The following is a 14829-nucleotide window of genomic DNA, read 5'->3' on the forward strand; positions in this document are numbered from 1 at the left end:
GGCGCTTCCAAGTAGTTGGAAAGCCTCAAAATCAGAAAAACAACTCGTCAGCCATGGATGAAAGCCTCAAAATCAGAAAAACAACTCGTCAGCCATGGATGAAAGCCCAAAAATCAGAAAAATAGCTCGTCAGCCATGGATGAAAGCCAAAAAATCAGAAAAACAACTCGTCAGCCGTGGATGATTAAAGGTGAAAAGGCGATTTAAAGGTGAAACTGGAGGGAGCAACTTTTCGTCCTTTTACCGTGTTGGGAGAATAGGCTCGTAAAAACGTTTCTGTTTTTTGAGAGAGGGTTATGGCAGGTGGAAATAGGGGACGGCTTGGGCGTTCTTTTTGTATGACTGCTCAATAAAAATGTGGATGACGAACGGTGAATGAGGAATTAATTAGGTAACTTTGCATCCAACAAACGGGCAGAATGGCTCGTTGCAAAGCGATAACATGATGACATTATATCCTAAGTTGATTATGGATGCACTGCAAACGGTGGTGTATCCCGGCACGAAAAAGAATCTCGTGGAGAGCGAAATGGTGGCTGATGACATACGTATAGACGGTATGTCGGTGTCGTTCACCTTGATTTTTCCGCGTGATACCGATCCTTTTATGAAGTCGACTATCAAAGCTGCCGAGTCGGCTATTCATTATCACATCAGCGCCGATGTGCAAGTGACGATCTCAACGGAATTTAAATCCAAACCCAGACCGGCCGTAGAGAAACTCCTTCCACATGTGAAGAACGTCATTGCAGTGAGTTCCGGCAAGGGAGGTGTGGGCAAAAGCACCGTCGCTGCCAATCTATCCATTGCGCTGGCGAGGCTCGGTTACAAGGTAGGACTGCTCGATGCAGACATCTTCGGACCGTCGGTTCCCAAGATGTTTGATGTAGAAGACGCTCGGCCTTACGCAGTGAAGCGAGATGGGCGCGACCTGATCAGCCCCATCGAGAAGTATGGTGTGAAGCTATTGAGCATTGGCTTTTTTGTCAATTCAGATACAGCAACACTCTGGCGAGGTGGAATGGCGTCGAATGCATTGAAACAACTCATTGCGGATGCAGATTGGGGCGACCTCGATTACTTTATTCTTGATACGCCTCCGGGTACAAGCGACATTCATCTCACGCTTTTGCAAACGCTCGCCATCACCGGAACAGTCATTGTCAGCACGCCGCAGAGTGTGGCATTGGCCGATGCGCGCAAAGGCATTGATATGTATCGTAATGATAAGGTGAATGTTCCTATCTTGGGATTGGTAGAGAATATGGCGTGGTTTACACCTGCCGAACTTCCTGAAAATAAGTATTACATCTTCGGAAAAGATGGGTGCAAGAACCTGGCTAAGGAAATGAACTGTCCGCTTTTGGCACAAATTCCCCTTGTTCAGAGCATCTGTGAGAGCGGCGATGCGGGCAAACCGGCTGCGCTGAATGCCGATTCCATCACGGGACAAGCTTTCATCAATCTGGCACAAGCCGTCATAACGGTAACCAATCGGCGCAATCGAGAACAGCGTCCGACGAAGATTGTACAAGTGAAAGAATAAGACAGGAATCTTTCTTTATTCCTTGCTGCTTATCAACAGCATAGAAAAAGCATGGCAACTAACAGTTAAACGACGTGCGTTTAACCGTTAGTTGCCATGTCATTTGATGTCTTTTGGCATGCAATTAACCGTCAGTTATAGACATAACCAATCGTCATTGTCACGCTTCGATTGGCAGATGTCACAGCGAAATCTTAGCACCGATGAACCAACTGCGGGGCATCGACGGACCGTAAATATAGTTGGCGTCACGGTTCCAACCTTTGTCTAAATCGCGTTGGAATGCATCGGTAAGATTCTGAATACCGCAATTGACTTGCAATTTGATTTGATTGTAGAGTTTGAAATCATAAGCCAGTTTGGCATTCAACGTGAAAAAGGCGGGCGTATTGACGGCAACGGGAGCTGAAACACCTGATCCCTTGGCGTGACCGACCAGCATCGAGCCGGTATAATTGCCCGAAAGAGAGGCTGAGAAACCGCGAACGGGAGTGAAATGGGCCGTGAAATATCCGTAGGTATTTGGCGTTCGCATCATCCGTTGTTCCTTGGGTGCCTCTTCATCCCATTCTATCGCGTTGCGATAACGGCTCTTTTGTAGCGTGACACTGGCCTGCAACTGAAACCAAGAGGTGAAAGCGGCCTTGCCCTCGATATTGAATCCGAAGACGTTGGCGGCGTTGGCATTGTATCGTTCGAGGATTCCGTTACCGTGTTCGTCCTTATCCGACAGTTTACGCAGCGCAAAAACATCAGACAAATGGGTATAAAACGCTTCTACCAAAAGATTGGTTTGTACGCTGCCGAACGTGTGATACAGATCGGCTGAGAGGCTGATGCTGTTCGATTTCTCTTCTTTCAGTCCTTTTGCCAACCGTGTTTTGATGCGCTCTCCGCCTGCCAATGTAGTGTGAAGATCTTCATCGAATGCCTGCGGAGCACGAAAACCGCCGGCATAAGTGAGGCGGATGTTGACGTCTTTTGCGGGATTATATCGGAAATTTATACGCGGACTGAATATTAAATGATGGATAAGATTGTGTTTATCGAGCCTTCCGCCGAGGAGGATTCCCCACTGATCGTTCTTCCATTCGTTTTGAAAGAAGAAGCTGCCGATGCGTACACGCTGGTCGAGCAGTGTGTGATAACCCAGCGACTTATCTTTCAGTCCATCGTAATTGAATTCTGCTCCGGCAGTGAAATCAGCCGGAAGAAAGAGCAGTCGGTCGAAAGTATGAACGTATTGTGCGCCTCCTACTAAGTTCAGATCGCGCGTAATACTGTACGCTTTGAGTGCATCGGCCACAGATTCTGCCGATCCGTCGCCCGTACCTCCGTAATAACTCTTGCGTGAGACAGTCTGGAACGAAACATAAGACGTGAAATGATTGTGTTCATCAGGCGTGAAGGCATCGTACGTCAGGCCGCCTCCGTTAATGTGATGATCAAGTTGTTCGGCGATGTTTGCTTCGTGTGCAGGAATGTCTAAATGGTTTCCGCCGCGGCGAAATTCATTCAGTCCGTGATATTGCAACGTGAATTTGGAGTAGTCGGTGAGGCGAATGAACGAGCTGAAACCGACTGTCCGATTGATGAGTTTAGGCAATTCTGTGTATCCGTCGCCGTCGCGGTCGTAACCGTTTCGTTGTCTGCTTTGTCCGTAAACATAGAATCCGGCTTTATTGTTATCGGTAATGACAGATCCGTTCATCGTCGTATTGTTTTCAAATGCTCCTTTCCCGCCGATCGACATCAGTGTATGTGCAAGCTCGGCAAAGTTTACTGTGGGTTCCTTTGTAATGATATTGATGGTTCCGCCAATAGCCGATGAGCCGAAAAGAGCCGATCCTCCACCCCTGACTATCTCCACTCGGTCGATCATATTAGCCGGAATCTGTTCGAGACCGTACACACCTTGCAGAGCCGAGAATACCGGTCGGGAATCTATTAAGATTTGAGAGTAATGCCCGTCGAGGCCGTTTATGCGCACCTGTGAGAATCCGCAGTTCTGGCAATTGTCCTCAGTTCGTACGCCGGGTTGAAAGTTCAGTCCTTGCGCTAAGCACATCGAGTGTGTTCGGTCGAATGTTTTCGTGTCGAGTACGTTGACTAATGTCGGGGCATTTCGACGTAAAGCGAGATTTCTGTTGGCCGAAACCACCACTTCGTCGAGTGCAATTTCGTCTTGGGTTATCTCGAAGTTGAGTTCTTCCGTCTTGTTTTCCACGGCCGTTATCGTCTTTCTCTCCGTGCGATAACCTGTAATGCGCACTTCAACCGTATGTTTTCCCAGTGGTAAGTCTTTGATCATATAATGTCCGGTAGCATCGGTCGAGGTTCGGATCATTGTGCCGAGGATGCTCACCGAGACGTGAGACAGATGTTCGCCCGTACGCTTATTGAGCACGTGTCCGAATAGATTGGCATCCGTTCCGTGCCGATCGGACTCCTCGGCCACGACCGACAATGAAAATAATGCCATGAAAACGAGTGCCAAGAGTTTGCATGGCACACTGCTGTTACGTGTAGATGGTTGTTTCATACCTGTTTTACCTTTCTTTGATTAATAATTAATGACTAATTCTTTATTGGTATCTACTGATGTCCGAACACCTCGTTTGATTCCTATTCAATTCCGAATCTCCTTTTCTTTCAGTGCATTCCGTTGCCTTTCGGTCATCATTTTTCATAGTTTAAAGATATCAAAAGCACTTCATCCACACAATACTCAAAATGCGTGATTTTCTAAACAGTCATCTAATAAAGAGGCAAAGAAATTAATAAACTCAACAATCCAAGAGCCATATACATGATTATAGAAGGAAAGAAAAAACTGTGGCGGTAAAGAAAAAACAATGAAATGTTTGGCTATTTGTCGAGAAACGATTATCTTTGCATCCGCAAATGAAGGAGTGATCCATACTTTGTGATAAATTGAGCGCCCTTAGCTCAGCTGGTAGAGCAACTGACTCTTAATCAGTGGGTCTAGGGTTCGAGTCCCTAAGGGCGCACCAATTTATTTTCAAGGGCACCCTTAGCTCAGTTGGTAGAGCAACTGACTCTTAATCAGTGGGTCTAGGGTTCGAATCCCTAAGGGTGTACAAAAAGGCTAATCGAATGGCGGTTAGCCTTTTTCTTTCATTTAGATTTTGGCATAATGTTTGCTTTTCACATGGGAAAGAGTGACATAACAGATCATTAGGAACAATTAAAGAAAGGTAAGAGGATACATATATGACGAGTCAATTTTCACCTAAGGTATCGGAGATACTTGCTTTCAGCAGGGAAGAAGCTGCGCGGTTAGCCAGCCGTTCAGTAGGTCCGGAGCATCTGTTGCTCGGTATCATCCGTGAGAAGAACAATCCGCTCACCGAACTTTTTCTTCGGATGGATGTTAATCTAAAATCCATCAAGACCGAACTTGAAAATAAAGTGCGGGAAGATGAAGTCAATGAATCTGTCAATACAGCAGAACTCGTATTGAACGAAAAGGCAAGCAACATTCTGAAACTTGCTGTTTTGGAGGCTCGGATACAGCATACTCAATTGGTGGATGTGCAGCATCTGCTGCTCGCAATCCTTCATGACCAAGTTAATAACGGCGCAAAAGAAGTTTTGGAATTTAACAATATGAATTACGAAAACACGCTGGCAGCTCTTCAAAAAGAAGTAAGTCCGACTCAAGACGGTATCGGTCTGCCGGATGAAGACGAGGAAGAGTTTGATGAAGAACATGCAGCAGGGAATGGGAATCAGTCAACCGGAAGTTATTCCACGACTCAAACCCGTAAGCCTCATGCTAAGACACCGGTGCTTGACAGTTTCTCGACAGACTTGACACAAGCTGCCGTAGAGGGAAAACTCGATCCCGTGGTAGGTAGAGAGAAAGAAATTCAGCGTGTAACGGAAATTCTCTGCCGTCGAAAGAAAAATAATCCGATCCTGATCGGTGAACCCGGGGTGGGAAAAAGTGCAATTGTTGAAGGCTTAGCACAGCTGATTGCTAAGCATCAAACATCCCCTGTTCTATACAATAAACGGTTGGTAAACCTCGATATGACAGGAATTGTGGCTGGAACGAAATACCGCGGTCAATTCGAGGAACGTATTCGTGCCCTGATCAAAGAAATAGAACAGAATCCGGATATCATTGTCTTCATTGACGAAATTCATACACTGATCGGTGCGGGAAGTACGCCCGGCAGTATGGATGCAGCCAATATCATGAAGCCAGCATTGGCACGTGGCACGATTCAATGTATCGGTGCCACTACGCTTGATGAATATCGCAACAGCATTGAGAAAGATGGCGCTTTGGAACGGCGCTTCCAAAAGGTGCTTGTTGAGCCGACAACGGCAGACGAAACGATGCAAATACTCACGAATATTAAGGAGAGATATGAGCATCATCACCATGTAAGATATACCGAGGAGGCACTGAAAGCATGCGTCAAGTTGACAGAACGATATGTCACCGATCATGCTTTCCCGGATAAAGCAATCGATGCTATGGACGAAGTGGGTGCACGCATCCACCTGCAACATGCAGAAATTCCACAGAACATCGTCGATAAAGAGAAAGAGATAGCAGATATCAAACAAAAAAAGCAGTCTGCTGTCAAGAATCAGAACTTCGAGTTAGCTGCTGGTTACAGAGATACGCAAACACAATTGGAGAAAGAAATGGAAGAGTTGAACCGTCAATGGACCAACGATGAAAGTGTATCTCAAGAGACCGTGACGGATAAAGACGTTGCCGATGTTGTTTCCATGATGACCGGTGTACCTGTCCAGCGGATGGCAGAGGCCGAAGGCGTGCGTCTGAAAGGAATGGCAACGGAACTCAAGCAGTCTGTAATCGCACAAGATGCAGCCATTGATAAGATGGTCAAAGCAATTCAACGCAACCGTGTCGGACTCAAAGACCCCAACCATCCGATAGGTGTCTTTATGTTCTTAGGTCCCACCGGAGTAGGCAAGACATATTTAGCCAAAAAGTTAGCAGAGTTTATGTTCGGTAGTACCGATGCTTTGATTCGGATCGATATGAGCGAATACACTGAGAGCTTCAATGTCTCTCGCCTTGTGGGAGCACCTCCGGGATACGTCGGATATGAAGAAGGTGGACAACTAACAGAGAAAGTGCGCCGCCACCCCTACTCTATCGTGCTGCTTGACGAAATCGAAAAAGCACACGGAAACGTGTTCAATCTCTTGTTACAAGTATTGGATGAAGGTCGTTTGACAGACGGAAATGGTCGCTTTGTAGACTTCCGTAACACCGTGATTATCATGACTTCCAACGCAGGAACACGCCAGTTGAAAGAGTTTGGACGTGGAGTCGGCTTCAATGCGGGCAATCAAATGGGACTGATTATGAATGAAAAGGACAAGGAATATGCTCGTTCCATCATTCAAAAGAGCTTGAGCAAGCAATTTGCACCCGAATTTTTGAATCGTCTTGATGAAATAATCACATTCGATCAACTGGATCTCAATGCGATCAAACAAATTATCAACATCGAACTGAAAGGTTTGTTCAAGCGCGTCGGAGATATGGGTTACAACTTGAAAATCACCGATGAGGCCAAGGAATTTGTCGCAACGAAAGGCTACGATGTTCAATTCGGAGCGCGTCCGTTGAAGAGAGCCATTCAGAATTACATCGAGGACGGACTCTGTGAGATCATTTTGTCGGGCAAAGAAAGATCTGATAAAACTATCACGATCAGTAAAAAGAGAGGAAAAGAGGAATTGGTTTTCAAATAAAGCACACTCATTTATAAGAAGAAAAATGCCGGATGGTTCATCGAAAGATGGAGTCATCCGGTTTTTTATACCTTCAAGATCAGATCGAACAGGCTTTAAATAGGGTAAAAATAGGTAGTTTAGACATTTTTATTATTGAATAATTGCATTGTCGGGAAAAATCTTTTAATATTGCAAACTCATATAGAATACAGACAATAAAAGATAATTTTCCTGCCAATACACATCAAGAGATGAGACGATTTTATGTAATTTTGCTGATAGCCATGGCGTGTTTACAAGTGCAAGCACAGTCGATGAGAAAAATATGGCTGTCAATGCCCGACTCTATCATACCCTATTTAAATAAAAATCAACGTCTCGAACTCGTAGATTACGTAGATTTAAAAGTTAAGCCAGAGGTGAAAAATCAATTGAGAGAAACTTCTGTTATAGATACATTGACAACCAATTATGTGTCAATCACGCTGAACAAAGCCTCGAAAATGCAGCTCCGCTTATTACCCACAACAAACGAAGACTCAATTCTCTGCATGGTCCGGACATTCAACGGACCGTTACCAGAGAGCAGTATAACATTCTATACACCGCATTGGCAGCGATTGGAAAGTCCCTCTATCGATTTGCAACAATTTGCTCCATCGTTAATTGTCAGACCAGACACGATGTCTCAGGCTCGATTCGATGAACTCAAAGGCAAGATAGAAGTCATAACCGTAGAAGCATCGCTCACTGCCGAAAACGACAATCTGATGCTTCGGACCGCCGTTCCGTTATTATCTCATCAGGAAAAAGAGTCTATTCGTTTGATTTTCTTGCAAAGAAAACTTAATTGGAATGGAATAACTTATAACTAATGTTATATATTTACACCATATTTATATAACACTTGCAAGTCTATATATGAATAAGTAACTTTGCGACGTGTTTTTCATGGTATTAGATTATTAAGGTTAAGAAAGATTGGTTGTCGTGAGACAATCAATTTTTTATGCTCGACTCGAAATACTCAAATCGTTTATCTATCGTGCCATGCACTTTACCCATATCTCAAATTTGATAAACAGAGATTTAATTACAAATGAATTCTGATCCTTACCAGGGTAAATCTTATAACAATAAATGGACTAAGCCCGTCTATAAAAGGGTTAGTTGGCTTATAACTAATGGTCAATTACAAAATAACTAACGGTTAAATGCAGAGCAAATAACCGTTAGTTGTTCTTTTTAGTAATAAAACTTTCGGGGTCAAGTTTAGATGATTGACAAACTAAAAGACAATGGATTCGCCTTTCAGTATCAATATTCCGCCCACGACTTGATGTCTATATCGTCAAGATTTAATGTACAAAAGGCGTGGATAAAGGCCGAGGCCAAACGGGTGTTGGTAATCAACGGTACATTCAGATCTATCGCCGCACGACGAATCTTATACCCATTGGTCAACTCGTGGACAGTGAGATTCTTCGGGATATTGACTACCATATCAATCTGATGGCCGTGAAGTAGGTCCAAAGCCTGCGGTTGGCAACCTTCTTCCGACGGCCAGTAAACACGCGTATTTGGTATATCATTCTCTGAAAGAAACTGAGATGTACCGCCGGTAGCGAAAAGTTCGTATCCATTAGACACCAAAGTACGGGCCGCGTCGAGCATTTCTGCTTTCTGTTTGGCCCCACCTGTCGACAACAAAATGGTTTCCTTAGGGACCCGATAGCCCACAGAAAGCATACTCTTGATGAGTGCCTGATCGGTATCATCACCCAGACAGCCCACTTCTCCGGTAGAAGCCATATCCACACCCAGCACCGGATCGGCTTTCTGCAAGCGGTTGAAAGAGAACTGGCTGGCCTTAATACCGACATAATCGAGATCAAAGAGGTTCTTATTGGGCTTTTCAACCGGAATACCGAGCATTACTTTCGTAGCCAGATCAATAAGATTCAGCTTCAGAACTTTGCTCACAAACGGGAACGAACGAGATGCACGCAGGTTGCATTCAATAACTAAAATGTCATTCTCACACGCCATATACTGAATGTTGAAAGGGCCGTTGATATGCAGTGCCCGGGCAATCTGCCGACTCACACGCTTGATTCGTCGTACCGTTTCTACATAAATCTTCTGCGGCGGAAATTGTATCGTGGCATCGCCCGAGTGTACACCGGCAAACTCGATGTGCTCGGAGATTGCGTAAGCAAGTATCTCTCCGTTACGCGCTACGGCGTCCATCTCTATCTCTTTGGCGTGTTCGATAAACTTACTCACCACGACCGGATGGTCTTCACTCACGTTGGCAGCCAGCTTCAAAAAGCGTTCCAGCTCCTCGTTATTGGAACATACGTTCATCGCTGCACCCGAAAGGACATACGAAGGACGTACAAGCACAGGGAATCCTACCCTATCGACAAACTCATTGATGTCATTCATCGATGTGAGTGCACGCCATTCGGGTTGGTTAATGCCGTGTTCGGTGAGCATTGCAGAGAACTTCGCACGGTCTTCCGCATTATCGATATCTCGTGCTGAAGTACCTAATATAGGCACATTTTCAGCATCCAACCACATCGCCAGATTGTTCGGAATCTGTCCTCCGGTTGAAACGATCACGCCGTGAGGGCTTTCAAGATCGATAATATCCATTACTCGCTCGAAAGTTAACTCGTCGAAGTAAAGCCGATCACACATATCGTAGTCGGTAGAAACGGTCTCCGGATTGTAGTTAATCATTATCGAGCGGTATCCTTGCTTGCGAATCGTGTTCAAAGCCTGCACGCCGCACCAATCGAACTCAACCGAACTGCCGATGCGATAGGCACCAGAACCGAGCACGATAATACTCCGCTTATCCTGCACAAACGCCACATCGCTCTTTATTCCGGAGTAAGTGACATAAAGATAGTTGGTCTGAGCCGGATATTCCGCAGCCAAAGTGTCGATCTGTTTAACCACAGGCACAATACCATAACGCTTTCGCAGACTACGAACTACCAATGCCGCACGGTGCATATTGTGCAATTCGCGCTCTAACCCCACTGCACGGGCAATCTGGAAGTCCGTAAATCCATAGCATTTTGCCGTTTGCAGCAAATCTTTATCTAGTACATTGATACTCGTACAACGCTTCAATGCTTCGTCGATATCGATGATATGTTTGAGTTTCTGCAAAAACCATTTGTCAATTTTCGTCAATTCGTGTATCTGATCGATGCTATAATCCTTATGCATAGCCTTCGATATGATAAAGACTCGTTTGTCGGTAGGCTCTCGAAGGGCTGCATCGATGTCGTCGATTTCCAGCTCTTTATTCTCCACAAAGCCGTGCATACCCTGCCCGATCATACGAAGTCCTTTCTGTAAAGCCTCTTCAAAGTTACGACCGATAGCCATTACTTCGCCCACCGACTTCATCGAAGACCCCAACTCTTTGTCTACGCCACGGAATTTGCTCAAATCCCAGCGCGGAATCTTACACACAACATAGTCTAAAGCTGGCTCGAAGAAAGCGCTTGTTGTCTTCGTTACCGAGTTCTTCAACTCGAAAAGCCCATATCCCATACCTAATTTAGCAGCCACAAAAGCCAATGGATAGCCCGTTGCTTTGGATGCCAAGGCCGACGAACGACTCAAACGGGCATTCACTTCGATAACTCTGTAATCCTCACTTGCGGGATCAAAGGCATACTGTACGTTGCATTCGCCCACGATTCCGATATGACGAATAATCTTGATAGACAATGCCCGTAACTTGTGATACTCGCTGTTGGTAAGCGTTTGAGATGGAGCGACGACGATACTCTCACCTGTATGGATGCCCAATGGGTCGAAATTCTCCATATTGCACACTGTAATGCAATTATCGTACCTGTCTCGTACCACCTCGTATTCTATCTCTTTCCACCCCTTCAAACTCTTCTCAACAAGCACTTGGGGAGAAAACGAGAAAGCTTTTTCAGCCAATTTATTCAGCTCGTCTTCGTTATCGCAGAAACCACTGCCTAACCCTCCCAAAGCATAAGCTGCCCGAATGATAACAGGATAACCCAAACGTGCGGCGGCTTCACGAGCTTGACTGATCGTTTCGCAGGCTTCGCTTTTGATCGTCTTGACGTCAATCTCATTGAGTTTTTCTACAAACAGTTCTCTGTCTTCGGTGTCCATAATGGCTTGGACAGGTGTTCCGAGCACGCGAACGTTATATTTTTCAAGAACACCCGATCGATAAAGCTCTACACCGCAATTTAAAGCTGTCTGTCCGCCAAAGGCTAACAAGATACCGTCGGGGCGCTCTTTCTCGATCACTCGTTCAACGAAATAAGGCTGAACAGGCAGGAAATAGATTTGATCTGCAACACCTTCTGAGGTCTGAACCGTAGCAATGTTCGGATTGATAAGCACCGTATAAACGCCTTCTTCACGCAAAGCTTTGAGCGCCTGAGAGCCGGAGTAATCAAATTCGCCAGCTTCTCCAATCTTCAAAGCTCCCGATCCTAACAGCAATACCTTCTTAATATTCTCGTCTTTCATCGTATCTTACTTTAAACTTTCAATAAACTTATCGAACATAAACTCTGTATCCACCGGTCCTGAACAGGCTTCCGGGTGGAACTGCGATGTAAACCAAGGATTGGTTTTGTGGCGAATGCCCTCGTTAGAACCGTCATTCATATTGACGAAGAGCTCTTCCCAATCTTGTCCTAAGGTTGTCGCATCTACGGCATAGCCGTGATTTTGACTGGTGATATAGCAGTTGTCGGTACCCACCATACGCACAGGCTGATTGTGAGAACGATGCCCATACTTCAACTTATAGATAGAAGCACCGCCCGCTTTGGCCAATAACTGATTGCCCATACATATTCCGCAGATGGGTTTTCGGCTGCTATCGAGTTGTTTCCGAAGAATCGTTACAGCCTCTTCACACATATCGGGATTGCCGGGACCATTGCCGAGAAAGAGTCCATCGAAGTCTATCGTAGTATAATCATAATTCCAAGGTACCCGAATTACTTCCACACCGCGATTGATTAAACAGCGAATGATATTGGCTTTCACACCGCAATCTACGAGCACCACTTTCTTTCCCGCTCCAGTATGGTATGTCATTACTTCCTTGCAACTCACTTGATCGACAAAATTAACACCCTCATAGTGGGCTGTCGGAATGTTATCGGGCTCATCATCAAAGATAATTTGCCCCATCATCACACCGTGTTCACGTAGCACCTTAGTTAGTTCGCGGGTATCGACACCCGTAATTCCGGGTACGTGTTCACGTTTCAACCAGCTAGCCAACGATTTTTGGGCATTCCAATGCGAATAACACGCGCTGTAATCTGACACGATTAGCGCAGAAGCATATATCTTTTCACCCTCCATAAAGGTCGGAATACCGTCCTGCTCGATTGAAAACGGCGGTACGCCGTAGTTACCCACTAACGGATAAGTCATTGCCATCAATTGTCCTGCATACGAAGGATCGGTCAAACTCTCGGGATATCCGGTCATTGCAGTATTGAAAACCACTTCGCCTGCTATCGGGGTATCATATCCGAATGATTTACCGCAGAAGCGAGTACCGTCTTCTAAGACTAACGTTACGTTCTTCATTGTTCTTGATTAGAATTTCTGTTCATACTGATAAACGTTCTCAACAAAATTAATAAAAGCTTGATTGCACAGCTTTGTACCGCCAGGCGTAGGATATTTACCCGTAAAATACCAGTCACCTTTGTGCTGAGGAAGAGCTGTTCGTAAGCCTTCAAGCGACTGATAAACAAGTTCTACCGGCGTCTTGACATCTTCGGGACGCAACATTTCAACAATTTTCTCGTTGATTTCTTTAACACTGAAAGGCTCATAAATATCTCGCACGCAGTTGCGCATTTGTTCTTTGGATTTCATTAGTTCGTCTTGGCAATTTCGATAAGTGGTGTCTACCAAGTCGTGCATTCCTCTGTCTTTCAGCAATTCAATGGTAGCGCGGAACACGCAAAACTCTTCTAACCGCGGCATATCTATGCATAATAGTCAGGATAACGAATTTGCGGCGCACTGCTCACCACGACAATCTTCTTGGGATGTAGCCTGTCGAGAATGCGAAGAATGCTTTCTTTAAGCGTTGTACCACGAACAATGCTGTCGTCGATAATCACCAAATTGTCTTGATGATGTTCGATACTTTCGTAAGTAACGTCATAGACGTGCGAAGCCAAGTCGTTTCGCGAGTTACCTTCGGTGATAAAGGTGCGCAACTTAATGTCTTTCCACGCTACCTTTTCACTACGCACATACTCGTGGATAATTTTTTCCAACTCCTCGTGCGTCGGAATATGCCCTAAATGTTCTATTTTCGCAATCTTCTGATCATTGACATAGCGTTTGAAACCATTCAACATACCATAGAAAGCCACCTCGGCCGTATTGGGAATAAACGAAAACACGGTATGTTCTGTATCGTAATCTACGGCCCGCAAGATACTATCCGTAAGCTGTTCGCCCAACTTTTTGCGCTCTTTATAGATGTCGCGGTCCGATCCCCGACTGAAATAGATACGCTCAAAAGAGCATTTTGCGTCTCCCCGTTGCGGTAAAACCTGCTCTAAATGACACGCTCCGTTACGCCGAACAAATAGAGCTTGCCCCGGCTCCAACTCGCGAATATCATCGCATTCAAGGTCGAATGTGGTCTGTAAAACAGGGCGTTCGCTGGCTAGAACCACGATTTCGTCGTCCATATAATAGAAAGCCGGTCGAATGCCCCACGGATCTCGCATCGAGAAAAATTCTCCGCTGCCCGTGATTCCACACACCACATACCCTCCATCGAAGTCGGTCATGGTGGTTTTGAGCACATTGCTCATCTCCACGTGATCTTCAATATAATGCGTAATATCGGTATTCTGAAACCCAGCAGTCTTCGCCGCGATGAAATTTCGCTCTACTTCGCGGTCTAATCGATGCCCCATCAACTCCAGCATAATATAACTGTCACTGTATTTGCGGGGAGATTGGCCTTGCAGCGTTAATTTATTGAATATCTCGTCGATATTGGTCATATTGAAATTGCCGCACAAACACAGGTTCTTTGCACGCCAATTGTTACGACGCAAAAACGGATGTACATAGCTGGGGCCGCTCTTTCCCGTAGTAGAATAACGCAGATGGCCCATATAGAGATTACCGGCAAAAGGTAGATCATAGCGTGCAAACTCGGCATCCTCAATCTGTTCGGCCGGCCACTCGCTATAACTCTTATGCACATTGGCAAAGATTTGGGTAATGGCATTGGCTCCTTCGGCACGCTCGCGAAACATATACTCCTTGCCAGGAACACCGTCTAGCTTCACACAAGCTAATCCTGCACCTTCCTGCCCACGGTTATGCTGCTTCTCCATCATCAGATAGAGCTTGTTAAGTCCATACTTCCACGTGCCGTATTTGTGTTGATAATATTCCAACGGCTTCAGCAATCGCACCATCGCCACACCGCATTCGTGCTTCAAAGGCTCCAT

Annotated in this window: 6 protein-coding genes, 2 tRNA genes and 1 pseudogene; 5 read left to right on the forward strand and 4 right to left on the reverse strand. The window is 45.4% G+C overall.

Going from position 1 to position 14829, the window contains the following annotated elements:
* Positions 1-445: 445 nt before the first annotated feature.
* On the forward strand, positions 446-1546 hold the full coding sequence (locus JCM12259_RS08250; protein ID WP_025066108.1) for an Mrp/NBP35 family ATP-binding protein: 1101 nt from the start codon (positions 446-448) through the stop codon (positions 1544-1546).
* A 181-nt stretch (positions 1547-1727) separates the two neighbouring features.
* Here JCM12259_RS08250 and JCM12259_RS08255 read toward each other — a convergent pair whose 3' ends face one another.
* Entirely contained in the window at positions 1728-4088 is a 2361-nt protein-coding gene (locus tag JCM12259_RS08255) for a TonB-dependent receptor (protein WP_025066109.1), read from the reverse strand.
* A gap of 396 nt (positions 4089-4484) precedes the next feature.
* Between JCM12259_RS08255 and JCM12259_RS08260 the strand changes: the two genes are divergently transcribed.
* The 4 genes from JCM12259_RS08260 to JCM12259_RS08275 all read left to right on the forward strand — a co-directional run bounded on the left by JCM12259_RS08260 (position 4485) and on the right by JCM12259_RS08275 (position 8172).
* Positions 4485-4560, forward strand: a tRNA-Lys gene (locus tag JCM12259_RS08260).
* A 14-nt stretch (positions 4561-4574) separates the two neighbouring features.
* A tRNA-Lys gene (locus JCM12259_RS08265) sits at positions 4575-4647 on the forward strand.
* A 133-nt stretch (positions 4648-4780) separates the two neighbouring features.
* On the forward strand, positions 4781-7315 hold the full coding sequence (locus JCM12259_RS08270) for an ATP-dependent Clp protease ATP-binding subunit (RefSeq protein WP_025066110.1): 2535 nt from the start codon (positions 4781-4783) through the stop codon (positions 7313-7315).
* A 233-nt stretch (positions 7316-7548) separates the two neighbouring features.
* The gene (locus JCM12259_RS08275; RefSeq protein WP_025066111.1) at positions 7549-8172 is read left to right on the forward strand and encodes a DUF3256 family protein; all 624 of its coding nucleotides are present in this window, start codon (positions 7549-7551) and stop codon (positions 8170-8172) included.
* 442 nt (positions 8173-8614) lie between these two features.
* On the opposite strand, the gene carB is transcribed toward JCM12259_RS08275, so the two are convergent.
* From carB to JCM12259_RS14555, 3 genes and pseudogenes are all read right to left on the reverse strand, one after another.
* On the reverse strand, positions 8615-11842 hold the full coding sequence (carB, locus tag JCM12259_RS08280; protein ID WP_025066112.1) for a carbamoyl-phosphate synthase (glutamine-hydrolyzing) large subunit: 3228 nt from the start codon (positions 11840-11842) through the stop codon (positions 8615-8617).
* A 6-nt stretch (positions 11843-11848) separates the two neighbouring features.
* Entirely contained in the window at positions 11849-12925 is a 1077-nt protein-coding gene (gene carA / locus JCM12259_RS08285) for a glutamine-hydrolyzing carbamoyl-phosphate synthase small subunit (RefSeq protein WP_025066113.1), read from the reverse strand.
* Between the two features lie 9 nt (positions 12926-12934).
* Positions 12935-14829, reverse strand: a pseudogene (locus tag JCM12259_RS14555) (amidophosphoribosyltransferase).

The sequence above is a fragment of the Hoylesella enoeca JCM 12259 genome, from assembly GCF_000613405.1.
Classification (GTDB): Bacteria; Bacteroidota; Bacteroidia; order Bacteroidales; family Bacteroidaceae; genus Prevotella; species Prevotella enoeca.